General features: G+C 69.3%; 22 protein-coding genes and 1 pseudogene. 11 read left to right on the top strand and 12 right to left on the bottom strand.

The window, feature by feature from the left end; genetic code table 11:
* Window positions 1–24: 24 nt before the first annotated feature.
* Window positions 25–414 (top strand): hypothetical protein, encoded by a 390-nt coding sequence (locus ACQPYS_RS07290; RefSeq protein ID WP_063037613.1) that lies wholly within the window; start codon window positions 25–27, stop codon window positions 412–414.
* Window positions 415–418: 4 nt separating this feature from the next.
* Here ACQPYS_RS07290 and ACQPYS_RS07285 read toward each other — a convergent pair whose 3' ends face one another.
* Window positions 419–904 (bottom strand): hypothetical protein, encoded by a 486-nt coding sequence (locus ACQPYS_RS07285; RefSeq protein ID WP_433492077.1) that lies wholly within the window; start codon window positions 902–904, stop codon window positions 419–421.
* Here ACQPYS_RS07285 and ACQPYS_RS07280 point away from each other — a divergent pair.
* On the top strand, window positions 903–2,975 hold the full coding sequence (locus tag ACQPYS_RS07280; protein ID WP_433492076.1) for a TerD family protein: 2,073 nt from the start codon (window positions 903–905) through the stop codon (window positions 2,973–2,975). The two genes, ACQPYS_RS07285 and ACQPYS_RS07280, sit on opposite strands and share 2 nt — an antisense overlap.
* Before the next feature lie 19 nt (window positions 2,976–2,994).
* Here the strand turns inward: ACQPYS_RS07280 and ACQPYS_RS07275 are convergent, their stop codons facing one another.
* Together ACQPYS_RS07275 and ACQPYS_RS07270 are read right to left on the bottom strand one after the other, a co-directional pair.
* On the bottom strand, window positions 2,995–4,440 hold the full coding sequence (locus ACQPYS_RS07275) for a DUF1254 domain-containing protein (RefSeq protein WP_245664625.1): 1,446 nt from the start codon (window positions 4,438–4,440) through the stop codon (window positions 2,995–2,997).
* A gap of 92 nt (window positions 4,441–4,532) precedes the next feature.
* A complete protein-coding gene (locus tag ACQPYS_RS07270) occupies window positions 4,533–4,826 on the bottom strand; it encodes a hypothetical protein (RefSeq protein WP_431938603.1) in 294 nt (97 codons plus the stop codon).
* 220 nt (window positions 4,827–5,046) lie between these two features.
* Here ACQPYS_RS07270 and ACQPYS_RS07265 point away from each other — a divergent pair, with 220 nt between their 5' ends.
* Window positions 5,047–5,322 (top strand): hypothetical protein, encoded by a 276-nt coding sequence (locus ACQPYS_RS07265; protein ID WP_030524066.1) that lies wholly within the window; start codon window positions 5,047–5,049, stop codon window positions 5,320–5,322.
* 303 nt (window positions 5,323–5,625) lie between these two features.
* Here ACQPYS_RS07265 and ACQPYS_RS07260 read toward each other — a convergent pair whose 3' ends face one another.
* The 3 genes from ACQPYS_RS07260 to abc-f all read right to left on the bottom strand — a co-directional run bounded on the left by ACQPYS_RS07260 (window position 5,626) and on the right by abc-f (window position 9,124).
* Window positions 5,626–6,801 (bottom strand): macrolide family glycosyltransferase, encoded by a 1,176-nt coding sequence (locus tag ACQPYS_RS07260; protein ID WP_433492075.1) that lies wholly within the window; start codon window positions 6,799–6,801, stop codon window positions 5,626–5,628.
* 11 nt (window positions 6,802–6,812) lie between these two features.
* Window positions 6,813–7,421: a CatB-related O-acetyltransferase gene (locus ACQPYS_RS07255; RefSeq protein WP_433492989.1), complete on the bottom strand. Its 609-nt coding sequence runs from the start codon at window positions 7,419–7,421 to the stop codon at window positions 6,813–6,815.
* Between the two features lie 95 nt (window positions 7,422–7,516).
* Complete coding sequence (abc-f, locus tag ACQPYS_RS07250; RefSeq protein WP_433492074.1) at window positions 7,517–9,124, bottom strand: ribosomal protection-like ABC-F family protein; 1,608 nt, start codon at window positions 9,122–9,124, stop codon at window positions 7,517–7,519.
* Between the two features lie 154 nt (window positions 9,125–9,278).
* Here abc-f and ACQPYS_RS07245 point away from each other — a divergent pair, with 154 nt between their 5' ends.
* Window positions 9,279–9,929 (top strand): TetR/AcrR family transcriptional regulator, encoded by a 651-nt coding sequence (locus ACQPYS_RS07245; protein ID WP_433492073.1) that lies wholly within the window; start codon window positions 9,279–9,281, stop codon window positions 9,927–9,929.
* A gap of 66 nt (window positions 9,930–9,995) precedes the next feature.
* Window positions 9,996–10,235 carry a DUF6374 family protein gene (locus tag ACQPYS_RS07240; RefSeq protein WP_063037625.1) on the top strand — a complete coding sequence of 80 codons (240 nt, stop codon included), beginning with the start codon at window positions 9,996–9,998 and terminating at the stop codon, window positions 10,233–10,235.
* Window positions 10,236–10,278: 43 nt separating this feature from the next.
* Here ACQPYS_RS07240 and ACQPYS_RS07235 read toward each other — a convergent pair whose 3' ends face one another.
* Window positions 10,279–12,009, bottom strand: a complete 1,731-nt coding sequence (locus ACQPYS_RS07235; RefSeq protein WP_063037627.1) for a BCCT family transporter — start codon at window positions 12,007–12,009, stop codon at window positions 10,279–10,281.
* A 331-nt stretch (window positions 12,010–12,340) separates the two neighbouring features.
* Here ACQPYS_RS07235 and ACQPYS_RS07230 point away from each other — a divergent pair.
* Together ACQPYS_RS07230 and ACQPYS_RS07225 are read left to right on the top strand one after the other, a co-directional pair.
* A pseudogene (locus ACQPYS_RS07230) lies at window positions 12,341–12,729 on the top strand (NAD-dependent epimerase/dehydratase family protein); the annotation flags it as partial.
* 155 nt (window positions 12,730–12,884) lie between these two features.
* Window positions 12,885–13,352 carry a MarR family winged helix-turn-helix transcriptional regulator gene (locus tag ACQPYS_RS07225; protein WP_431938608.1) on the top strand — a complete coding sequence of 156 codons (468 nt, stop codon included), beginning with the start codon at window positions 12,885–12,887 and terminating at the stop codon, window positions 13,350–13,352.
* 188 nt (window positions 13,353–13,540) lie between these two features.
* Here ACQPYS_RS07225 and ACQPYS_RS07220 read toward each other — a convergent pair whose 3' ends face one another.
* The 3 genes from ACQPYS_RS07220 to ACQPYS_RS07210 form a co-directional block, all read right to left on the bottom strand.
* A complete protein-coding gene (locus ACQPYS_RS07220) occupies window positions 13,541–15,715 on the bottom strand; it encodes an acyltransferase family protein (protein ID WP_433492072.1) in 2,175 nt (724 codons plus the stop codon).
* A gap of 321 nt (window positions 15,716–16,036) precedes the next feature.
* A complete protein-coding gene (locus tag ACQPYS_RS07215; protein ID WP_433492071.1) occupies window positions 16,037–16,831 on the bottom strand; it encodes an acyl-CoA thioesterase domain-containing protein in 795 nt (264 codons plus the stop codon).
* Between the two features lie 83 nt (window positions 16,832–16,914).
* Complete coding sequence (locus ACQPYS_RS07210) at window positions 16,915–17,580, bottom strand: helix-turn-helix domain-containing protein (protein ID WP_433492070.1); 666 nt, start codon at window positions 17,578–17,580, stop codon at window positions 16,915–16,917.
* Between the two features lie 183 nt (window positions 17,581–17,763).
* On the opposite strand from ACQPYS_RS07210, the gene ACQPYS_RS07205 reads away from it, so the two are divergent.
* From ACQPYS_RS07205 to ACQPYS_RS07190, 4 genes are all read left to right on the top strand, one after another.
* Window positions 17,764–19,260 carry a sodium:solute symporter family protein gene (locus ACQPYS_RS07205; RefSeq protein WP_433492069.1) on the top strand — a complete coding sequence of 499 codons (1,497 nt, stop codon included), beginning with the start codon at window positions 17,764–17,766 and terminating at the stop codon, window positions 19,258–19,260.
* Between the two features lie 106 nt (window positions 19,261–19,366).
* Window positions 19,367–20,119 (top strand): DUF1989 domain-containing protein, encoded by a 753-nt coding sequence (locus ACQPYS_RS07200; protein WP_433492068.1) that lies wholly within the window; start codon window positions 19,367–19,369, stop codon window positions 20,117–20,119.
* Window positions 20,116–20,739: an urea amidolyase associated protein UAAP2 gene (locus ACQPYS_RS07195; protein ID WP_063037961.1), complete on the top strand. Its 624-nt coding sequence runs from the start codon at window positions 20,116–20,118 to the stop codon at window positions 20,737–20,739. Before ACQPYS_RS07200 ends, ACQPYS_RS07195 begins: the two co-directional genes overlap by 4 nt.
* 23 nt (window positions 20,740–20,762) lie before the next feature.
* The gene (locus ACQPYS_RS07190) at window positions 20,763–22,748 is read left to right on the top strand and encodes a 5-oxoprolinase/urea amidolyase family protein (RefSeq protein ID WP_433492988.1); all 1,986 of its coding nucleotides are present in this window, start codon (window positions 20,763–20,765) and stop codon (window positions 22,746–22,748) included.
* Window positions 22,749–22,794: 46 nt separating this feature from the next.
* Here ACQPYS_RS07190 and ACQPYS_RS07185 read toward each other — a convergent pair whose 3' ends face one another.
* Together ACQPYS_RS07185 and ACQPYS_RS07180 are read right to left on the bottom strand one after the other, a co-directional pair.
* Window positions 22,795–23,451 carry an isochorismatase family protein gene (locus ACQPYS_RS07185; RefSeq protein WP_433492067.1) on the bottom strand — a complete coding sequence of 219 codons (657 nt, stop codon included), beginning with the start codon at window positions 23,449–23,451 and terminating at the stop codon, window positions 22,795–22,797.
* 80 nt (window positions 23,452–23,531) lie between these two features.
* Complete coding sequence (locus tag ACQPYS_RS07180) at window positions 23,532–24,680, bottom strand: isochorismate synthase (protein WP_433492066.1); 1,149 nt, start codon at window positions 24,678–24,680, stop codon at window positions 23,532–23,534.
* Window positions 24,681–24,689 lie beyond the last annotated feature (9 nt).

The raw sequence follows: 24,689 nt of genomic DNA, 5'->3' as shown, positions 1-24,689 counted from the left end.
GGCGAACAGCGCGACAATGGAGCGATGGCACAGCTCTGGGTGAGAACACATGGTGGGGACTGGCTTCGGGCCGACCAGATCATCGAGATCGGCACGGAATCGGTACGTGAACGCGGCCCACACGACGGTCCGGGCGCCGTCGAGGTCGTGGCCCGGCTGGCGGTGGCGACCGGCAGTGGGCAATGGGACTACGACCGGGGCAGCGGCACCGTCGGACCGAGTGTCCGGGTCCTGGGGCGGTATCCCAGCGGGGAGGCCGCCGGACGGATCGCCGATCAACTGGTGCTGATTCTGCTCAGTGCGAACAAGAACGCACAGATCACCTTCGACGACGCCGAGGTGCAGGTACGCCCCGTCCACGACCGCACCACCCACGACACCCCCTACAACGGCCGGGCCCTCGACCCGGCCTGAGCGCTCAGGACCGGCGCCGGGACCTTTTCTTCGGTTCGGGTTCCGGTTCCGGAGGTCCGGTCGCGGTGAGACCGGCCATCCGGCCGAGCCGGCCGACTCCGGGCAACCGGGACAGCGCCCCGAACAGATCCTCCCCCAGCGCGATCATCGCCTCCAGCCGCGGCAGCAGCCGGTCGTAGGCGGCGAACGCGGGATCGGCGAGGGCCAGGGTGCGGTCGAGCCGGTCGATGGTGGCATTGAGCCGGTCGATGGCACTGGACAGATTCTCCAGCACATCGGGTAGTTGCGCGGCGAGCTGCGCCGACGCCGGTGGCAACCGCACCGCGGCGTCGAAGGCCTGGCCGGCGGTCAGCTGGGCGGCTTCCAGGGCCTGACCGGCGGCGGACTGCGCGGCGTCCACCGCGGTCTGCGCGGCGGCGAATACATCGGCGGGTGACGGCACCCGCCGGGCCCCCGGCCGCTTGTCCCCCGGCTGCCCCGGATCGGTCATGCGACAACTCTGCCGCATCGATGACGAGAACCGCTACGACCTGCACACCTACGGGCGTGTCGGCGGCACATGGCATAGTTCGACGACGATGGAACTGAGCAAGGGCGCCAATACGCCGATACCGACATCGCTTCTGGCCGTGGTGATTTCCTGGCGGTCGGACCATACGGTGGACGCGCACGCCCTCCTGCTGGGCAGCGACGGATCGGTGCGCGGCGACCGGGATCTGGTCTTCTACAACGCACCCCGCCACATATCCCAGGCCGTCACCCTCGACCAGGACCCCGATCCGGGCACGGCCCGGCTGAGCGTTTCGCTGCCGCGTACCGAGGCCGAGGTGGACCGCATCGTGGTGTCGGGCTCACTCGAGGAGGCCACCTTCACCGATCTCGGCGAGGTCACGCTCACGATCTTCGCGGTCGACGGCCCGGTGGCGGTGTTCACCGTCGACGATTCGGAATCGGTATCGGCCATGATGTTCGGCGAGTTCTATCGCCGGGACGACGGCTGGCGGTTCCGGGCCGTCGGGCAGGGCTGGGCCGCCGGGATGGCGGGGCTGATCACCGAGTTCGGCATCCAGGTCGACGAGGCTCCGGCGGCACGCCGGACCGCCCCGCCGGCGCTTCGCGGCGAGAGCTCGGCCCGGGCGGCCGGCGAGGACGCCACGGAACTACTGCGACCGGCCGGGGACCGCAGTACCGCGGTCCTCGATCGGCCCGCCGATCCCGGGCACCGCCGCACCGGTACGGCGACCGACGATCCAACCGGTGACCGTGCGACCCCCCGCCGCGGCCCGGACCGGACCGCCACCGGGAACGGCACCCGCACCGCGTCCCCCGGGGCACATCCCGGCAACGCCCACTACCGTCTCGACGAGAACCCGCCCGCCACGGCCCCCGCCGCACCCTGGGACCGTTTCGCCGAACGACAGCCCACCCGGCAGCTCCCCGGCACGGTGTCACTGCGCCGGCTCGCCACCACCGAGCCGGTACACCTGCCTCCGCCGCCCGAACCCGGCCGCGCCGACTGGTACCCCGACCCCGAGGACCCGGTACGGCTGCGCTGGTGGGACGGGGAACGCTGGACCGCCGACCGGCGTCCCGCCGTGCGCCCGCACGCCCACGACTGCGACCGCTGCGGCGCGCGCCGGCGGCGCCGGGTCTTCGGCGGTCATCACCCGTGCCCGTCCTGTGCGGCGGAGATCGAGGAATTCCTCATCCACTGGCACACCCGGGCGGCCCGGTTGCTCGCCTCGTCCGGGCCGCGCGGCCCGGAGTGGGAGGCACTGTGGGCTTCCCTGCGCTATCAGCGCATCGACGCGGCCGCGGCCCACGCCGCGCTGCAACCCGCGGCCCTGCAGTACGTGGAGCGCCGGGTCGCCTTCGCGTTCGCCGACGGGCAGATCACCGCCGAGGAATTCGATGAGGTCGAATACGCCGTCACCGAGCTCGGTCTGCGCGGCCCCCTGATCGACGAGCTGCGGTCGCGGATGACACGCGGACGCGCGCTGTCGCGATTGCGGGAGGGTGATCTGCCCGCCATCGCCACGCCGGGTCTGCATCTGGACGCCGAGGAACTGGTGTATCTCGATGTCGATGCCACCCATATCCGAGAGCTGGCCCGCGGGCCCAAGCACACCGACGGCCGATTGATCGTGAGCACCAAGAAGCTACGTTTCGTGGGTACGGGGGCGGGCGTCGAACTGCCGTGGTCGCGAATCGTCTCGGTGGCCGCCGAATACGACACCGTAGTGGTCGCGGCGACGTCGGCCCGCGGTGGCGCCACTTTCGCCGTCACCGACCCGGAATACCTCGCGGCCGCGCTGGAGGGCGCGCTGCGTATTGCGAAACGTCTGGTCCTGGCCCCCGGCCAACGGGATTCGCGCAGTATCCCGCAGGAGGTGAAAGCCGAGGTGTGGCAGCGCGACGGCGGCCGCTGCGTGGAATGCGGGGACAGCCACTACCTGGAATTCGACCATGTGATCCCGCTCAGCCGCGGCGGCGCCACCAGCGCGGCCAACCTGCAGATCCTGTGCCGCGGCTGTAACCGCACCAAAGGCGCCAATATCTGATCGCGGCGGGGCCGGAAGACTAGGGCACCAGTGGCGGCGGCGACCAGCTGCCGTCCAGCACCCGGGGTTCCGGCTCGTACAACCGCATGATCAGCGAGAACTGGCCCTGCTCGGGAATCGGCAGCCAGTTGGACCGCGGAACCCCGGGGCCGGGGTCGGCAGCCTGCACCGCGAACTCCAACGCACCGTCGGGCGCGAGCCGCGGCGCCACTGGGTGCCCGAGGGTATGCAGGTCCGCCGGATTCTGCACCAGGTAGCCGTCGGCCCCATAGGCGGTGATCGACCAGAACGCTTTCACCGGAGGCGCCTGGCCGGGTTCGAATCGCAGGGTGAACTCCCGCGGGTCACCGTTCTTGTCGGCCTCGTCGAACAGCGCGGGATAGAGCATGGCCTCGGCGATATTCGCGCCGACCCCCCTTCTGGCGGTCGTGGCGCGCAGCAGATAGTTGGCGCCGTACCGGCCGACGTTCAGCGCTACCACCCACCCGTCGCGCATCCGGGAGGCCGGATCGACGTAGGCCGCTATCTTCTTCTTCGCCGCGTCGACGCCCGCGTCGAGTTCGCCGGTGCTCACGCCTTGCGGGGCCCCACCCGGGCGGATGCCGATGGTGGCGAACCGCCGCATCGCCGGTTCGTCCTCCGGTGCCGGCGGATTGTCCTTCATCAACTCGCACAAGCGGTCGAAGTATTCGCGCGACGACATCGCGGCGACCGAATCGCGGCCCACCGGTCCCGACCAGTCCTGGTTACCCGGTATCGACTCGGATTCCGTGGCCGCCCGCGTGTTCCACGCGCTGAGTGGCGCCAGCCGCAGCTGGGCCTGTAGAGCGCGAACGGCGGGAACGTCCGCGCTACCGCGCACCTCGATCCGCCCGTAGAGCGAGGCATCCGCGGTCGGCACCGGGAGTTGCACGACACCGGGCGGGAGTTTCCCGGCCCATCCCGGCCCGGTGACCGCGTAGGTATAGGGCGGCACCGCGCCGGGCTCGGCCTCCGGACGCACGCTGCTCGGCGTGGACACCGTATTGGACCAGGCGTCGAGGACCTGCATCACCCAGTACCGATCCTGGATCTCCGGTACCTCGAACAGCACCGGTTCCTTACGCAGATCCAGCCAGGCGATCGAATACAGGTTGTCCAGGTCGATCCGGACCACCGTGCGCTGGCTCGCGGGCGGCAGGGAGGATGTGTGCTGGAACCGATTCGTGGATGCGTAGTCCATTACTTTTCGGCGAAACGTATCGATCACGATCATCGGGTAGCCGAAGATATAGGCATCGGCCGCCACCTCCCGTCGGGCGGCCGGGGTACCCGACGGCGGAACCGCGGTACCGGAGTCCTTGCCCCCGCAGGCGGCCAGACCGGTGACGGCGACGAGACCCAGCATCGACCGCCGGGTCATGCTGAACCGGTCCGCCACCGGCTGCGTCATGTCTCCGGATGCCGCGGCGGGCACTTCGCGCATTCGCACTCTCCCTGCTCATCGCTGTCGACGGACTGCGAGCAGGATACGCGGAGATAGCTGGAACGTTGCGGATGCGGGCGGCGCGGCCGCTCTCAGATGGCGAGAACCGTGTTCATGATAGTGCCCGCGCTGGTGGCGACGACACCTCCGATCATGGCGCCGGCCACCATCTTCGGCGACTGCATCCCGCTCCCGGACCATTTCTCCCAGGCAAACTTCGCGCCCGCGAAGATGATGCTGATCGTGCCCGACAGAATGGCCAGCCAGGTGCCGTACCGGACGAACTGATCGATTTTGTCCGCCAGCGGCGGCGGCTCCGGGGTAGGGTCGCTGACCTGCGCGTATACCGATACTGCGTCCATAACCGACGCCGCGATGCTGCTCACCGTCTGCTCCCTTACCGATACCGTCCGGGGCGCACGGCCCCGCCTCCATCATCCAGACAGATACCGGTGCGGCGCAAGTTCTTGCCGCGCAGCGGCTTTCACGCTATAACCGCTGGTGACCCGAACACCTGCCCGGACCTGGGATTACTGCATACCACCCGGCGAGCGGTTACGATGCGTTAGCGTTCCCGCCCACCCCGAAACTAGAGTGAGCTGCGAGATGATACTGGCCGCTGTGACCGATACGCTGGCGCAAATCGGTAACCCCACACCCGAAGCACCCCCCATCTCGGACAAATTCCTGCAACTCGTCAGGTATCTCACCTGGTTCGTGTTGCTCGCCGGAATCTGCGCGATCATCTACGCCGGCGGCAAGTTCGCCTGGGAGAAATGGTCCGGCGGCGGTCTGGAGTCCCCGAAGATGGTGGCCGGCGCCATGATCGGTGGTGTCATCGCGACCAGCGCGGGCACCATCATGAACGCCGTGATCGGCTGACGCGCCGCATTCCGCTCGACCCCGGGGCGTCTCGTCCGGATCGACACCCAGCGCACGCGGGTTCGCGTCGATGACCGCGGCGGGACCGCGCTCGATTCCGTCGTAGTAGGCGCGCGTCCTCGACATATCCACACCCGAGGCGGAACGTGGATCGCCGCCGTGCCCGTGCCAGTGTCCAGCCGGTCCGGGACAGCTGCCACTGGACCCCGAACAACCGCACCCGCCCCTCCGCCGGCAGGCGAGGATCCCGGACCGCGTGCGGGTCGACCAGGACGCAACTCGGCGCGGACGGCCGAGCGGAGATCAGCGCAGCAGCGCCTCGATCAGATCGGCGGCCCGCATCGTGCCGCCTTCGGTCCGTGCCTCGGCGCGCAGTCGCGCCGACCGGTCGGCCACCGCGGCGTCCCCGACGAGGTCCATCAGCGCCGCACGCAGGTTCTGGGGAGTGGCGTCGTCGGTGTCGATCCGGCGCGCCACACCCAGTTCCACCAGGCGGTCGGCATTGAGGAACTGCTCGGCGGCCTGCGGTACGGCGATCATCGGGACACCGGCCAGCAACCCTTCGCCGCACCCGCCCATCCCGGCATGGGTGAGGAACGCGTCCGCCCGGTCCAGTATCGCCCGCTGCGGAACCCACGAGTGCACTTCCACATTGGCCGGGATATCGCCGAGTTCTCCCGGGTCGGTGTGTTTTCCGATCTGCAGGACGATATGCCAGCCGGGCAGGTCGCCGAAGGCGCGCAGGCAGCGACGGTAGAACTCCGGCCGGTCGGTGTAGGCCGAACCCAGCGAGATCAGCAGGACCTTGTCGGCCGCGGCCGGACCCACCCAGCCCGCGTCGGACCCGTCCGGGTCGAAACAGGGTCCGACGAAGGTCACCTTGCCGGCATCCACCCGGTCGGCATGCGGTTGCATCGCCCGGGGTATCAAGGCCAGGGCCCGGTCGGGCACACCGGAGAAGGCGTCCACATCGGCGGTCACCGCACCGCAGTCGGCGAGCCACCGGGCGAACCGCGCCCGATGGGCGTCGGCACCCGGTAGTTGCCGCAGCTGTACCGCGACCTCCCGCTCGTACCCGTCCCAGCCCACGAAGGACGGGGACAGCTGCAGGACGGGCCGACTCTGCGTTTCGGCGAGCGCGCGGCCGGCGTAGGCGCCGATGTCGTACAGGTAAAGGTCGGCCGGATCGGCCCGGTAGGCCGCGGACAACTGTGGAAGGGCCGCCACGGCATCGTCGAGGAAGAGGTCCATCGCGGCGATCGGGTCGTCGGGCCAGTTGTCGTCGGCGACCGGCAACCCGGACGCGCACGGGACGAATTCGGCGCCGGTAGCGGTGAGCAGATCGGCCACCACCGGATCGTTGGCACAGGTCACGCGATGACCCCGAACCACGAGCTCACGGATGATCGCGAGACTCGGCAGCACGTGACTGACGATCGGGATACCGACCATCGCGATATGGGCAGAGTGGGAAGGCACAGCGGTTTCCCTCATTTCAGTTCCGTGGCGGCGGCTTCGAGGTCGGCGATACCGCCCGACATGATCGTGCGCACATGCCGGGTGAGGTGTTCGATGGGCCAGTCCCACCAGGCCACCGCCAGCAGCCGGGCGATATCGGGCTCCGCGTAGCGGGTGCGGATGAGGCGGGCCGGATTACCGCCGGCGATACCGTAGTCGGGTACGTCGGCGGTGACGACGGCGCCGGCGCCGATGATCGCGCCGTGGCCGATCCGCACACCGGGCAGGATCGTCGCGCCGTTACCGATCCAGACGTCGTTGCCGACGACGGTATCGCTCCGGTTCGGCAGATCGCTCAGCAGGTCGATGTGGTGGGCCCACCCGCCGCCCATGGTGGGAAACGGGAAGGTCGACGGACCGTCCATACGGTGGTTGGCGCCGTTCATGATGAACCGCACGCCGGTGGCCAGCGCGCAGAACTTTCCGATGATCAGCTTCTCCGGCCCGTAGTGGTAGAGCACATTGCGGGTTTCGAACGCGGTCGGGTCGTCGGGGTCGTCGTAGTAGGAGAACTCCCCGGCCTCGATCAGCGGTGAGCCGATCAGCGGTTTCAGCAGGACGACGCGCGGCTGCCCGGGCATGGGGTGCAACACGGTGGGGTCGGCGGGAAGCGTGACGGGGTCGGCGGGCACAGCAAAACTCCTTCGATACGTGGATGTGCCGGATTCGGCGAGGTTCAGACGGATACCGGCGCCCGCAACGCGAGCCGGTCACCGTGCCATCGCGCGCGCAGCCGGCGGTCGTGGCTGACGATCACCAGCGCGCCCGGGTAGTCGGCCAGCGCGGTCTCCATATCCTCGACCAACCCGGGTGAGAGGTGATTGGTGGGCTCGTCGAGCAACAGCACGTCGAACGGTTCCACGACCAGCCGCGCCAAGGCCAGCCGCTGCCGCTGCCCGGTGGACAGCTCCGCGACGCGGGTCGTGAGCTGCGCGCGGTCGAACAGGCCCAGGGCCAGGAGTCGTTCGGCGTGCCCTTCGGTCTCACCGGTGCGGCCGCGGGCGAAGGCGGCCGCCAGCGTCTCCCCCGGCACGGCGGGCGGCGGCTCCTGCGCGAGATAGCCGACCCGGCCGCGGCGGACGACGGTGCCGCCGTCCGGTGCGAGGACCCCGGCCAGCACCCGCAGCAGTGTGGACTTGCCCGCGCCGTTCGGGCCGGTGATCAGCAGGCGCTCTCCGGCGGCGAGGGTGAGGTCGGTCGGGTCCAGCCGGTCGGCGACAGTGATCCCGGTGGCGTCGAGGACAGTGCCGGGCGTACCGCCGGACCGCAGTGCCGGGGTGAAACGCAACGGCTGTGGGGGCGGCGGCACCGGGTCGGCGAGCAAGCGGCGCAAACGTTCCTCGGCATTGCGGACCCGCCCGGCCAGCGACTGCTGCACCCGGCCGGCCGCCCGGTCGTAGGCCATCTTGTTGTTGTCCTTCATCGCCCGCCCCGGGGCGACCCGGCGGGCCGTGGTGGCGGCGGCTTCCCGCAGCCGCTCGATATCGGTCTGCCACTGTTCGTGGGCTTGTACCCACCGCCGCCGCGCCGCGGCCTTCTCCGCACGGAAACCCGCGTAGCCGTTGCCGTACCGGACCACCCGCCGCCGGTCCGCGTCGACCTCCAGCAGGGAGGTCGCGATCCGCTCCAGGAAGACCCGGTCGTGGGAGACCGCCACCGTGGTACCGCGCCGAGTGCGCAGATGGCTTTCCAGCCAGGTCAGGGCGTCGTCGTCGAGGTGGTTGGTGGGCTCGTCGAGCAGCAGCACCTCGGACCCGGCCGCCAGTACCGCCGCCAGGCGTAACCGGACCTGTTCGCCGCCGGAGAGCCCGCCGACTTCCCGGCCGCGAGCGACCAGACCCAGGCCGAGACCGTGCAGGGCACGCTCGACGCGGGCATCGGCGTCGTACCCGCCGCGTAGTTCGAAGATGGTGGTCAGTTCGCCGTATTCGGCGAAGCCGGACTCGTCGCCGGCCGCCATGGCGGCCTCCAGGGCACGCATCCGGCCCTCGATCGCGCGCAGCTCGCTCAAGGCCCGGTCGATGACCTGCTGAACGGTTGCCGCCGGCGGCAGCTGCTCGTCCTGGGCGAGATAGCCGACACCGCCGTCGGCCCGGAGGACGATCTCGCCGGCGTCGGGCCGCTCCTGCCCGGCGAACAGACGCAGCAGGGTGGACTTACCGGATCCGTTCTCGCCGATGATGCCGTTGCGCTCGCCCGTGGCGAGCGAACACGTCACCTCATCGAGAACGCGCCGGCCATGAAAAGACTTGGTGACCGCGAGCGCGGTGATCTGCGTGGGCATGGACACTCTCCGAAGCATTCGAGTACGACGCGACCCCGGGGGACCGCAGGACGGGGTGAACGCTTCGAATGAGCATCGGCGACCTCACTAGTGCGACGAATGTTGCATTAGCATGATGTCACAGCCTGCCCCCCAGAGCAACCGGATGATCGATATGACTTCTCCACCCTCGGCCGGCGAGACCCCGCGCCCGGCGCCGCGACCGGGCGGACGCACCGCCCGCATCCGCGCCCAGGTCCTGGAAGCCGTACACGCGGAACTGACCGAACACGGCTACGACGCACTCACCGTGGACACCGTCGCCGCCCGCGCGGGCGTCCACCGCACCACCGTCTACCGCCGTTGGCGCGATGTCGGCGGTCTGATCACCGACGTCTTCGCCGCGGCCGCCGATATCGATTGGCACCCCCGCGACACCGGTTCCCTCCGGGGGGATCTGGCCGCGCTCAACCAGGAGATCCAGGATTCGCTCGTCGAGGAACCGTCGATCGCGGCGGCGCTGATCGCGGTGTCGTTCCGCTCCGAGGAGGCCGCCCGCGCCCTGCGCCAGTTGTGGGAGAACCGATATACCCAGTCCGAGGTGGTGGTCGAACGCGCCGTGCACCGGGGCGAACTGGCCCCCGGCGTCGACGCGCGGGCCGTCCTGATCGCGGCCACCGCGCCGGTCTACCACCAGCTGACACTGCTGCGAACACCGCCCGACTCGCACCTTCCCGACCGTGCGGCGGCCGCCGCGGCCCTGGCCGCGCACGGCGGCGCGTTCACCGGCCCAGGGGCCGTCGACCCCGACCGAGTGAGCCGATAGACCGGTCTACACCGGCCGGGGAACCATTTATCGAAAATATGTTCGAATTCGGGTACGGTTACCCGCATGCCCGAACTCGCCCCCATCCCGTTCGCCCGGCTCAATCTCGAACAGGTACGGGAACGACTTCTCGCCGCGGCGGCCTTCGGCGAGTCCCTCTCGCCCGATCAGCTCGAGGCGCTGGCCGGCAAGCTCAACACCGGCCTGAGCATCTACATCGAGGCGACCCAGAACAGCGCGCCCCGTGCCCCGCGTCCGGCGGTACCCGGCCGGGCCTGCCTGGATTTCCGCGGACACCTGCGCTGAACCCGGCCCGCGCCGTGACGCGGACCGGGCCGGCGCTATCGGCTCACCGGTCGCCCTCCACCACCGGCTCCCCGTCCACCACCTCGATGGGCGAGGTGACGAGCTCGAACTCGCCCTCGTGCTTGGCCACGCCCTGTAGCACCGCGCCCTCGACCAGTTCGACACCCAGGTCCGCCCGCACGATGAGCGGATCGCTGCGGACATCGCGGTAGAGCGAGACGCACATGAGCACCATCACCACCATGAACGGCAGCGACACCACGGTGGTGAGTGCCTGCAAACCGGTCAATGCGCCACCGAGATCGCTCGAATCGGCGATCACCAGCATGATCGCGGCGACCGCACCGGTGGCGGTACCCCAGAAGATCACGGTCAGCCGGGACGGTTCGATATTGCCCCGCTCCGACAGGGTGCCCATGACGATCGAGGCGGCGTCCGCGCCGGAAACGAAGAAGATACCCACCAGGATCATCACCAGCACGGTGGTGATCGAGGTCAGTGGATACTCCGCGAGCAGGTGGAAGAGCGCGAAATCGGGGTTCACGCTGCCGTCGGCTTCGGTGAGGTCGTGGGTATCGGTCTGCTGGCGGATCGCCGCGCCGCCGAAGACCGCGAACCAGACCAGGCTCACCAGGCTGGGCACCAGCAGGACGCCCGCCACGAACTGCCGGATGGTGCGGCCCCGGCTGATCCGCGCGATGAACATCCCGACGAAGGGGGTCCAGGAGATCCACCACGCCCAGTAGAAGATGGTCCAGCTCGACAGCCACGTCTCCATTTCCGCGCCGCCGGCGATCCCGGTCCGCGAGGCCATGGTCGGTAGCTCGGCGATGTAGTCACCGACGGCGGTGGGCAGGAAGTTCAGCATGAACAGGGTGGGCCCGGCGATGAAGACGAAGGCCGCCAGGATCACCGCGAGCACCATATTGATATTCGACAGCCACTGGATACCGCGGGCGACGCCGGAGACCGCGGAGAGGATGAACGCGACGGTGAGCCCGGTGATCACCGCCACCAGGCCGATCTTGCCGACGGCGTCCACCCAGCCGTTGAACTCGAACCCGGCTCCGATCTGCAACGCGCCCAGACCGAGCGAGGCCGCCGAACCGAACAGCGTGGCGAAGATGGCCATCACATCGATCGCCTTACCCCCCAGGCCCTCGGCGTGCCGACCGAGCAGCGGCCGGAACACCGACGAGAACAGCTGGGACCGGCCACGCCGGAAGGTGCCGTAGGCGATGGCCAGCCCGGCGACGGCGTAGATGGCCCACGGGTGCAACGTCCAGTGGAACAGCGTGGTCGCCATCGCGACCTCGGCGGCCTGCGGGCTGCCGGCCTCGGCGGTATCCGGCGGCGGAGCGGTGAAATGGGTCAGTGGCTCGGCGACACCCCAGAACATGAGGCCGATCCCCATACCGGCGCTGAACATCATGGCGATCCAGGAGACTGTCCGGAACTCCGGTTGTTCGTCGTCGGCGCCGAGCGGGATCTTGCCGTACCGGCTCAGCGCCAGCCAGATCACGTAGACCACGAAGGAGGTGGCCACCAGGACGAACAACCAGCCGGTATTGGTGATCACCCAGGACTGGGCGTTCGAGGCGAAGGTGGCCAGACTTTCCTGGTCGAAGATCCCCCAGAGTACGAAGGCCACGGACCCTACCGAGGTGATGCCGAAGACCAGCCAGTCGAGCTTGCGGCCCACTGGTCTGTGTCTGGGCGGGCCCGGCACACCGCTGTTACGCGTCGCGGGTTTCCCGCCGGTGTCGATCGCCATGGACGAGTCCTTTCAGATCGCACGTGCGTCCGGCACCGAGGTCGCGAGCCGGCCGTTACCCGGCCACTCCGCGCACCGCGACCACGCCGCCGAACCGGATGTTCCGGAAAAACCGTACTCGCCCCCGATTCGAACGCTGCGTCGAACACGTGAACAGCGAGCAGCGCGTCCGCTCCGGAGGCCGCCGAATACGGCCCGGAAAGCCCTGGATCCACGATCAGGACAATTGTCCGAACTACAGTACGGACGTTCGACCGGTTATCTGTACATAAATGCCCCGACCCTGCCGAACTCGTACCCGGGCCGACGAACCGATCGGGAGGCACACCACATGGCGGACTCCACGAAACCGGTGGTGGGAGCCTCGGGATTCCTCGGCTCGCACCTGAGCCGCCAACTGGTGGCGACCGGTGCGCCGTCCGCGTCCTGGTCCGCCGTACCAGCGATCTCCGGGCCATCACGGACCTGCCGGTGGAGATCCACCACGGTGACCTGGTCGACGATCACGCACTGCGCACTGCCCTGCGCGACTGCGACGAGATCTACCACTGCGCGGTGGACACCCGGGCCTGGCTCCGCGATCCCGAACCCCTCTTCCGGACCAATATCGCCGGCCTGCGCCAGGTGCTGGACGCCGCCTGCGCCGCCGGACCGCGGCGGTTCGTCTTCACCAGTTCCGCCGCCACCATCGGACGCCGGCCGGGCGGTGTCGCCGACGAACCGTCCGGCGACAGACGACGGACGGTGCGCACGGCGCACTGATTGCACCCTACATACAATGTGTAATATGCAATACGCTCCCGGCCGCGTGGTATAACGACTGACGGGACGCCCGCCGCGCCGCCACGGCATCGAGTACGAGCAGGACACCCGCCATGGATAAACCCACGCATCTGATCGAATTCGAGACCATGCTCCTGGGCCGGCACAGCCTCAATGCCCATCTGCGCCGCCCGGACCACCTCGAGCGCAGTGCCTATCTGGTACTGCGCCGGTTACGGATCGAGGGACCCATGTCCATCGGCGAACTCAGCGAGGCCTTCGGCCTGGACACCTCGACCGTGCACCGGCAGACCGCGGCCATGCTGAAAGCCGGGCTGGTGGAGCGTATCCCCGATCCCGAGGGCGGTCTGGCCCGTAAATTCCGGATCACCGACGAGGGTGAACGCCGGGTCCGGGCCGACCGCGACTACAACGTCAGCGCCCTCGACCGCCTGCTGCGCGGCTGGAGCAGCGAGGACGTCGAGACCTTCGCGGCGTACCTGGAACGGTTCAACACCGATCTCGAGGCCCGGGAGGCGCGCCCCTGGCCGCGTCCCTCCCGCACCGAGCGGCGGCCCTAAGGCCCACAGCCACGCCACCGGCGCCCACCGAGGGAGACCGGCAGGCCGCACCGCCCGGCGGCAGGCGCTCCGAACGCGGGCGCCGGTTCCGCCGCCGGCCCGGGAGATCCGTGTCGACTGTTCGTGCGCCCCGATCGCGACGGACAGGTCACCCGAGTGCGGTTCCGGTGCCGAATCCACGGTCGATATCACCACCAGCGCAGCAGTGGATGCAGCGCGCGCCCGAGTGGGCCGGCCAGCGAGCGGGAGAAGCTTGCGCTCAGATGATGTTCGTCGTGGTAGACGAGAATATTGCCGACGACGACCGGGCACACCTCAGCGGTGCAGACCGCGTCACTGAGGTCGATGGGGAAGACATTCGGGAAACGGGACGCCGGTTCGAGCCCGGGGTTGATCTCGTCCAGCGCATCGATGCGGTGCATTCCGCAGTCGATCGCGGTACCGCCGAAGGCGAGGCAATCACCTGCCCGGTACGGTACGCCACCGTCACGGCGCAACCAGGGCGTATCCCGGATCGCGATCACATTCAGGCGCTGATCGGCGAGAGCCGCCCAGACGTCCGGATAGCCGGGCGGGGTTTCGTCGCCGCTCTCCAAACGCGGGTGGGTGCCGATAGTGAATACCCAATCGGGACGTTCGGCCCCCAACCGTTCGATCACCTCGCGAGACCAGTCACGACAGTCCGGGATGGCCTCCCCCCGGTAGGTGGCGTCCTCGGCAATCGTCAAGGCGCAGCCCATTTTGAGGTACGTACGGATGCGGAAACTGTGCTGTTCGGCGAGTACCTGGAAGGCGGGCAGCCAGTGCTCCACATGCGAACTGCCCGCCAAGGCGATTGTTCGATCCGCACCCGGGTCGCCGTAGGTGCAGGTGATGACATCACGGGTATCCCAATCGGCGATGCAGCCGTCCAGCGTCGAAGGCGGCAGGTCCGCCGCGACCTGCAATGGGCCGGGACGCACCGGGGCCTCCGGAACAGGCGCATCGGACGCGAGCGCTTCCGCACCGGGATACCGGGGAGGCTCGAGATCGCTCGGTACGGTCGCCCGCTCTACGACGAGGGCCTGCCAGACCACCGTTACCGCGACCAGCGCGACCGCGCCGACCGACACCATCGATCCGGCGATCCTCTGGTATCGCTGCGTCCCACCACCCGCGGTGGTGCCGGGCCGGGAGCGCAACCGGAGCGGTTGTTCGACCCAGCGGTGCGTGCACCAGGCGAGAAGGACCGACAGTGCGATGATCGCCATCCCACCGGCCGGACCCGCTTCCGGCTGTTCCCGGTAGGCGAGATAGAAGATCAGAATCGGCCAGTGCCACAGGTACAGCGGGTAGGCGATATCGCCGAGCCGGCGCGCTGTGGATGTGGCCAGGATCCGATTCGGCCACGGCCGGAATTCCGGGGCAAGACCGCTACCGGACAGGATGAGTGCCACGCAGGCACCCACGGGCACCAGGGCGGCCGGACCGGGAAACCGGTTGGCGCCGTCTACGATCAACCATCCGCATCCGACCACCCCGGCAAGTCCCAGCCAGGCCAGGACATGACGCAGCGGGCGCGGGGGTGACCAGAACGGCGCGGCGAGTACCAGGGCCGCGCCCGCCAGCAGTTCCCAGGCGCGGGCGTAGCTGTCGTAATAATTCCAGCCCTGATAGGTGACCATGCCGTACGCTGCATACCCGAACGATGTGGCCGCGGCCCCGGCCACGAGCACCGCCAGCACCGGCCGGGCCCGGCGGCGATGCCCCCGGCACAGCCCGGCCACCCCCGCCACGACGAGTAGCGCCGCCAGATAGTACTGGCCCTGCACCGACATCGACCACAGGTGCTGTAGCGGACTCACCGATGGATCCGCCGCCAGGTAGTCCGACCAACTCCACGCGAGCTGCCAGTTCTGGTAGTAGAACATCGACGCCAGTGTCTGAGTGGCGATATCCGCCCACTGCGTATAGGGCCGTAGCACCACGGCCGCGCCGACAACCGCGATGAGCACCACGATCAACGCCGGCAGCAGTCTGCGCAGGGTCCGGCGCACCGTGAACCACACACCCACCGACCCGGTGGCATCGGCCCGGCGCAGGAGCAATCCGGTGAAGAAGAAGCCCGAGAGCACCAAGAACACGTCGACCCCGCCGGACACGCGGCCCATCCAGATGTGGAACACCACCACCAGCGCGATCGCTATTCCGCGTAGGCCGTCGAGATCCGCGCGGTATGCCGCGGCCGATGGATCATTCCCGGCGAACGCCGCACCGGTCCGGGCTCCGGCCGACGTTCTATCGGCTACCGCACCGCCGCCGATACCGGGACAAGCCCGCGCCGCCACCCGAGGCACGCGGCCGGGCGAATCCGACACAGTCATGCCAAAACCCATTCCCTAACCACCGTGGAGCCGGTCGCGTGATCGTGCGGGCGGATGCCCGCCGCTGCCGCTCGACACCAGGCTCCACGCGGCGGCACGACCTGTGCGGTGCCGGACCGTGTGCACCATTTCCCACTTGCTTCCACTGTATCGGACGCCCTGTCGCCCCTCCCGGGGTCCTGTCCCGCTCCGGACCGAGTACGGTGCCGTACCTGCCCGACCGCCGGTTCGGCACGGGCACTTCATGAAACCGCTGGTGGGTGCACCGATCGGCGGCGCCACCCCACCAGCTACTTCGATACACGCCCCAGGCGATCGATCTCAGAAGCGCCGCATATCGACCTGGCGGCGCACATTGGACAACGCGGTCACCACGGCCGTCCCCAGCGGGCCGCTCCGGTCGTACAGGGTGGTGGTGCCGACCGCGACACCCGCACAGGCCACCTGATCCTGTGCCAGCACCCCGATCCCCGGGCCGGACGGCACCCGGGCAAGCGTCAGTGTGACATCGGAGTTGATATAGCCGATCCCTTCGGTGCCCCAATTGCACATGAAGCTCGCGGCGTCACCGGCCATCCCCGCTCGCTGCAGCGGCGTCACCGGCTCACCCGCGACCACCGGCAGCATGTTCTGCCAGATGGCCTTGCGCTCGGCGTTCTGCGTGGCCACGAAATCGCGGGTCCAGTCGCCGTCCCCGCTCTTGAACAGCGGGTGGGCGCCGGCCTCCGAGGTGTCGGGAATCTCGGGCACCGGGAAGTCGTGCGGCGGCTGCCACAGGTCGCCGGCGGGCACCGCCCCGGTGCGCAGGTAGACCACCGTCGCCCGTGACCGCACCGCCCCGCGCTGCAGCAGTTCGGCATCCGCGACGCAGATACGTTTACCCTCCCGCACCACCACACTGCGCAGCGTGGCCGGCTCGTCGACGACCGGGCGGAACAGGTCCACGGTCACCCGGGCGGGGACGAACTCCGCCCCCGGGGAGCGCGTTTCCAGTTCCCGCGTCAGCAGTCCGCAGATCGCCGGTCCGCCCACCTGGGTCGGGCTCCAGCTGGACATGGCTTTACGGGTGGGCAGGTACTGCTGACCCTCCCTGGTGAAGAACGCGAACACGCCCATCGGCTCCTCTCGCACAGACCCCTGCCCCAGAATTACAACACGTTCTAGTTCGTGGTCGGCCGAAGGGCCCGGCCGGCGGTGGTTCAGACCTGTAACTCCCGAGCGAGGACGCCGGCCGCCTCCCGGATCTCGGCCGGATCGCCGTCCCAGCCGAGTACCCGCAGCACCGCGGCGGCGATGGCCTCCCGCACCCCCTCGGGCACCCCGCCGGCGTCCGAGCGGATATTGATCACCGTCTCCACCAACCGGAACGGCAGGGTCTGCGCTTCGGCCACCCCGTTCGCGCCCGGCCCGGCCACCACGCGCGCGGCCAACCGTTCGTAGCTCGTGCGCAGGGCGTCACGGCGCGCCCGGAACCGGGCGAACCGATCCCCGCGCAACTCCGGCAGGAAGTACAGCGCACCGATATTCCAGCGCGCGTCGCACAGCTGACCGATATCGAACCGGGCCAGGGCGTACAGCCGGACCGCGGCCGGTTCCGGTCGCCGTTCCAGGCGCGTCGCGAGTTCGGTCGCCCCCGCGATGGTTTCACCGAGCAGGGCGTCGAGAATGTCGTCCTTGGCCGCGAAATGGTGGTACAGCGATGCCTGGCGGATACCGACCGCCTCGGCGATGGCCCGGGTCGAGGTACTTCCGTACCCCTGGGTGGTGAACAGTTCGGCGGCGGCGTCGAGGATTTCGGCGCGCGGTGTCTGCCCCTGGCGGCGACGCGGCGCGAGACGCGGGCGGCCCGGACCGAGTTGGGTCATGCCTCCATTGTCGCCGACCAGCGGATCAGCACCGCGGGGAGATTTCTGTCATTCGACAGAAATATCGGCAACGCAGACGTTACGCCCGGCCGCGATACGGATACATCGCCGTCACCACCATGTCGCGGAAGCCGAGGAACCTTTCAACCGATAGATATTCGTGTCGGATGAAGGGCCCCGGCCATGATCATTCTCGGAATCGCGATCAGTGTGGTCGCGGTGATCGGCATCGGCCTGCTGGTCGCCCGCAAGGTCGACGGTGACAGCGTGAACTTCCTGGTCGCCGGCCGATCGCTGGGTCTCCCGCTGGTCGCGGCGGGCCTGATGGGCCAGGCGGTCGACTCCAACGCCACCCTCGGCAATACCGATCTGGCCGGTTCGGTCGGCTTCTGGGCCGGTGCGTCGCTACCGCTGGGCCTCGGTCTGTGCCTGCTGCTCACCGGGATCTTCTTCGCCAAGCCGATGAACCGGATGGGCCTGCTGACCCTGCCGGACTTCTACCGGATCAAATACGGCCGCGGGGTGGAATTCAGTGCCTCGATCCTGATGATCTTCAGCTTCTGCATCCTGCTGGCGGGCAACCTCGTCGCCGGTGGTTTCCTGTTCGAACGCTTCCTCGGGATCCCCTACACCGCCGGTGTCCTGCTCATCGTGGCGATCGTGCTGACCTACACCGTCACCGGCGGCATGTTCAGCGACGCCTACACCGCACTCGCCCAGATGGTGATCACCGTCATCGGGTCGCTCGCCCTGCTCATCTGGGTGGGATCGACCTACGGGATCACCATTCCCGAGGGTATGGGACCGTTCGACCTGGGACAGCTCGGCAACAGTTCCGAAGGCGCCGTGGTGAACTGGGCGACGCTGATCGCCCTCGGTATCGGCGATATCGTCGCCATCGACTTCATGCAGCGCATCTTCTCGGCCCGCTCCCCCGAAATCGCCCGCCGGGCCTGCTTCGTGGGCGCGGCCGGAACAGCTGTGGTCGGTATCCCCTACGCGTTGGTCGCCCTCGCCACCACCGATCTCGTCGGCGAGGGATCGGGTCCGCGACTGCTGTCCCTGCTGGACGAACACGCCCCGGCGGGTCTGGCGATCCTGGTGCTGTCGGCGATTGTGGCGGCATCGTGCTCCACCGCCAACGGCGCCATCCTGGGCACCGCCTCGGTGGCGACCCGGAATATCGCCGGGCGCACCGACCGGACCGACGCCGCCGGACGCGACACCTTGCTGCGGGATGTGCGGCTCACCATGATCCCGGTCGTCGCGGTGGCGATCTTCTTCGCGGTGCAGGTACCGCAGACCGGCATCCTGCTCACCCTGGCGTTCGACCTCATGCTCGCCGCGCTGATCGTGCCGTTCATCGCGGGCCACCTCACCTCGCGGACCACCACCGCCGCCGCGGTCGCGGCCATGGTGGCCGGGCTCGGTGTCCGGCTGGTCCTGTTCGTACTCACGCCCACCATGTACGGGGTACCGAATACCGTTCTCCATATCGACAATGCGCTGATCGGCCCGGGTTTCGATGGCTGGCCCACCTTCTTCGGCTTCCTCGCCTCACTGCTGGCCTTCCTCGGCACCCTCGCCGTGCAGCGGTTGCGTGCGCCCGCCGGAAGACCCGCGGTTGCGGGGGATATTGCCCCGCTGCCCGTGCCGGAACCCGCTGTCCAGCACGGTTGATCGCCGTCCGCCCGCGAATCGGGCCGTATTCCGCTGCCGTGCTTGCGGATCGGACATCCACGCACGGCCGGCGCACCCGCCGAGACCCGACGAACAAGGAAAGAGCATGACACCCACCACCGCCTCGACAACCGGCGCCCGCGCGCACGCCCGCGCCCAGGCATCGGCGACCGCGACCACGCCCGCACTGCCCGAGGGGGTCCCGCTCGACGCGACCACCTGGACCGTCCGGCTCCCACCCGGCGGCTACGCGAGCACCGTGCTCGGCCGCGGCACCCGGCTGCGACTCGCCGACCCGCACGGCGCCGCCTGCGCGCACCTGTTCCTGCTGCGCGCGGGCGCACCGTGGGAACGTCTCAATATCGCCGACACCGTGAAAGTGCCCTGGCAGGCCTATCTCGGTGCCGGGCACCCACTGTTGTCCGATCAGGGCCGGCTGCTGGCCACCGTGATCACCGACACCTCGGGCCACCACGACGCGCTCTGCGGGCCCACCCCCGCAGGCCGGCTGCTCCTGGAACGCGCGGCCGCGAAACACGGGCTGACCCCGCGCGATATCGGCCCCACTCTCTCGTTCTTCCGCGGTGTGCGGGTGGACGGTGACGGCACCCTCACTGCCACCGGCCCGGCGGCCGCGGGCGCCTACGTCGACCTGATCGTCCAACTGCCGGTGATCGTCCTGGTGGCCGCCACCGCGCACCCTCTCGACGATGCCCCGGTCACCGACCTCGATCTGGTCGCCTGGCCGGGCGACCGCGCCGCCGCGGCCGCCGCCAACAGCGACCCGGAATACCTGCGCGCCGTCCAGAACACCGAACAGGCCTGGTCGGCCGCCCGCACCCGACAGGAGTGGATATGAACACCGCGACCCCGGCAGCGACCGTCGTGCTCGACGAAGTGGTCCTGGCCCGTGCACCGTGGTCGGCGGTCGTACGGGCGGGGCATCGTCTCGACATCATCGATCTGCACGGCAATCAGGCCGTCGACTGCCTGCTCTACGCCGCGGCCGACCACACCGACCGCTACAGCGCCCAGGCGACGGTCACCGCGCAGCGCAATATATTCCTCACCACCGGCAGTGTGCTGCGCACCGACCGCGGCACGGCACTCATGACCGTGCTCGCCGACGAGGTCGGCAACCACGACACCATCGCCGGGGCCTGCTCCCAGGAGTCCAATACGCTGCGCTACGGCCACCACACCCGCCACCAGCACGCCTGCGTGGAGAACTTCCTGGCCGAAGCGGCGAAATGGGGTATGGGCAAACGGGACCTGGTGTCCAACATCAACTGGTTCATGAACGTACCGGTGGAGTCCGACGGCACGCTCGGTATCGTCGACGGCCGGTCCGCACCGGGCAAGACGGTATCGCTGCGCGCCGAGATCGACACCCTGGTCCTGGTGTCCAACTGTCCCCAGATCAACAACCCCTGCAACGGCTTCGACCCCACGCCCGTGCGCATGGTGGTGACCCGGTGACCGCCCCGGTGACGCTTGCCCCACTGTCCGCCCCGGTGACCACCACCCGCCACGCGGTGGTCGAACGTCCCGGTCTGCTCACCACGGTGCAGGACTGGCCGGGCCGGACCGGCTACTGGCATGTCGGCGTACCGCCGTCGGGCCCCATGGACGATCTGTCGTTCCGGCTCGGCAACCGCGCCCTGGGCAACCCCGAGGGCGCGGCCGGGCTCGAATGCACCATGGCCGGTCCGGCATTGCGGTTCGCCGAGCCGACGTGGGTGTGTGTGACCGGCGCTCCCGTCACGGTGACGGTGGCCGGTCGTCCGGTGCCGCTGTGGCGCCCGGTATTCGTACCGGCCGGAGAGGTTCTCGATATCGGTACGATTCGCGGCCCCGGAATGCGCTGTTATGTACTGGTATCCGGCGGACTGGCGCTCCCCGAGTACCTCGGCAGCCGGGCCACGTTCACTCTCGGGCGTTTCGGCGGCGTGGGCGGGCGCGCACTGGCCGCCGCGGATGTTCTCCCGGTCGGCCCCGCACCGGGCCCGCCGGCCGGCGCGATACCCGGCGGTGCACAACCCGTGCTGGCCCGCGACTGGGAACTGGCCGTCACCGAGGGGCCACACGGCGCACCGGAGTTCTTCACCCGCGCCGATATCGATACACTGCTCGCCACCGCCTACGAGGTGCACTTCAACTCCGACCGGACCGGGGTCCGGCTCATCGGTCCCAAACCAGGCTGGGCTCGCCCGGACGGCGGCGAGGCCGGATTACATCCGTCGAATATCCACGACACCGCCTACAGCGTGGGCGCGCTCGATTTCACCGGCGACACCCCCATCCTGCTCGGCCCCGACGGGCCCAGCCTCGGCGGCTTCGTCTGTCCGGTGACGGTGACCGCCGCCGACCTGTGGAAGCTCGGCCAGTTGTGCCCGGGCGACCGGGTGCGTTTCGTGCCGGTGCGCGCGGAGCGGGCCGCGTCACCGGCCGAACTGGGTCCCGAACGCCGAGCGGGCTGGCCGATCGTCCTGTCCACCGGCGGCGACGGCGACGACGGCATCCTGCGGCACGGGGAAACCGCGGACGGTACGCCGGTGACCTACCGACGCGCGGGCGATGACGGGATCCTCGTCGAATACGGTGCCATGACCCTGGATCTCGAACTACGCGCCCGCGTCCACGCGCTGCACGAGCACCTCCGCGCCCGCGGTGAACGGGGTATCACCGAACTCACCCCGGGCGTCCGTTCGCTCCAGGTCCGGGTCGAACCGCGCACGCTGCGGATCGGCACGGCCCTGGATCTCCTGGCCGAGGCGGAGGCCGGGCTTCCGGCCGCCGAGGACCTGGTCGTCCCCAGCCGCACCGTGGATCTGCCGCTGTCCTGGGATGATCCCGCGACCCGGGAGGCGATCACCCGCTATACGCACGGCGTCCGCGCCGACGCACCGTGGTGCCCGTGGAACATCGAGTTCATTCGGCGGATGAACGGACTCGAGACCGTCGACGACGTCTTCGATACCGTGTTCGCCGCCGAGTACCTGGTACTGGGCTTGGGGGATGTCTATCTCGGCGCGCCGCTGGCCACCCCGATCGATCCCCGGCACCGGCTGATCACCACCAAATACAATCCGGCCCGGACCTGGACCCCGGAGAACGCGGTCGGTATCGGCGGCGCTTACCTGTGTATCTACGGAATGGAAGGCCCGGGCGGATATCAGTTCGTGGGGCGCACCACCCAGGTGTGGAGCCGACGCACCGATAGCGAAACCCCGTGGCTGCTGCGCTTCTTCGACCGGATCCGCTGGTATCCGGTGAGCGCGGCCGAACTTCTCGACCTCCGGGCCGATATCGCCGCCGGCCGCGGCGAATTACGCGCCGGCCCGGGGGAATTCCGCCTCGCGGCGCATCGCGGATTCCTCACCGAGGAAGCGGACTCCATCGAATCGTTCCGGGCCCGGCAGTCGGCCGCCTTCGCAGCCGAACGCGAATCCTGGCGCCGCTCCGGGGAACTGGGCCGGACCCACTGAACGCCGGCGCGCCGCCCGGCCACACCGGCCGGCGCGCCGCCTCGGCTCAGGCCCCCGACGCCACCACCGCGGGCTGCAACTGGCTCAACATCTCGTCGGTACCGAGCACCATGCCGCAGCGGCGGGCGGTGTACTTGGAGGCGATCAAATGTTCCTCCCGGCTGAAATCGGCCACCGCGTCATGCGCCAGGAACGCGTGGATATCGTTCATGAACGCCTCGGCCGCACTGAGCATGCAGCCCATATGGGCGTACACGCCGGTGACCACGAGCTGGTCACGGTTACGGTAGCCGAGCAGTTGACGCAGATCCGTGCGCTGGAACGCCGAATAACGCCATTTGGTGACCCGGATGTCCCGCTCGTGCGGTGTCAGTGCGGCGATAACTTCGGTATCGGGGCCGTCCGACATACCGGTACCCCAGAAATCGGCGAGCAGGCCGCGCCGGTCGGGATGCTGGTCCCCCGGCTGCATACTGTAGATCACCGGTATGCCCAGCTCATGGCACCGATCACGCAGCCGGACGATATTCGCGATCATCGTCCGGGCCGGATCGCGATCGAGCTGGTAGGCGGTGAGGAAGTAGTTCTGCATGTCGTGGATGAGCAGGGCGGTGCGATCGGGATCGAGTCTCCAGGCCACTCTGTTGGTGATCTCGTCGTCCAACGGCGGCATCGCATAGGGTGCGATCGGCTGCATGGGCATGTCCAGAACTCCTCATCTCGTGTGGCCCGCGACCTTCTGGAAGGCCGCGCGCCCGGGCGCAGTGGCGAAAAGGTGGTGGGTCAGGGCACCGTCGCCGGACGGCCGGCCACACCCAGCGGTCCGAGGACGCGCTGTAATTTCCCGGTGGTCTCGGCCAGTTCGTCCTCGGGATCGGATTCCGCGACGATGCCGCCACCGGCGTAGGCCACCAGGGTCCGGTGGTCGGCGGCGAGTTCGGCACAGCGGATGCTGACCATCCATTCCCCGTTGCCCTCGGCGTCACACCAGCCGACCGCGCCGGCGTAGAAACCGCGTTCACCTTCGAAGTCGGCGATCAGCCGGGCGGCCGCCGCGGTGGGGGTACCGCAGATGGCCGGGGTCGGATGCAGTGCGGCGGCCAGTTCCAGCGCCGACGGCCCGGCCATCGGGACAGTCGCGCCGATGGTGGTGCCCAGATGCCACATGGCCGGCGTCTCGGTGAGACCGGGGCCGGCGGGCGTACGCACATCGGTACACCGATCACGCAGTACCCCCGCCACATGCTCCACCACGAAGCCGTGCTCGTGCTGATCCTTCGCCGACCCGAGCAAGTTCTCGGCGGCGAGCCGATCGGCCGGCGCGTTCTGCGGCACCCGCCGGGCCGAACCCGCGAGCGGATGGCTGGTGACCTCGGTACCGATCCGCCGCACCAGGATCTCCGGGCTGGAACCCACCAGGTGACGGCCGGTGAACAGGCCGCCGGCCGCGGACAGGTCCACCAGGTAGCCGTTACCGGCGGGATCGGTGGAGACCAGGAGATCCAGGAGATCGACGGCGCGCACGGTGCGATCGGCCCGGGCCCGCAGCGCCCGGGCGAGGACGACCTTGCGCAGCGGCTGCGCGGGATCGGCCAGCAGCCGTACCGCGGCGCCCACCCGGCGCAGATGCTCCTCCGGTTCCGGGAGGTGTTCGGTGACCGCGATATCGGGCGCGGTGACCGGCCGGGCGGTCCGCGGACCGTCGGTCACCGAGATGGTTTCGGGAGCCCACAGCGCCGCCGGCGCGCCGGGTGTGAACGGCAGCGCGCCGACGATATGGGAGACCCGGCGCGCACGCAGTTGCGCGACGGCTTCGGCGGGGTTGTGGAAGACACGCCCTCCGGCAGACGCGGTCACGGTGCGCTGCGGCCGGGACAGGACAAAGGCGGGATCCGCGGAAGACGCGGGGTTCTCGGCGTTGATGGTGGTCATCCTCTCGTG

This window comes from Nocardia grenadensis, from assembly GCF_050942415.1.
Classification (GTDB): Bacteria; Actinomycetota; Actinomycetes; order Mycobacteriales; family Mycobacteriaceae; genus Nocardia; species Nocardia grenadensis.
Note: the sequence above shows the minus strand (reverse complement) of the source record. Positions and strands in the feature narration are given on the sequence as shown.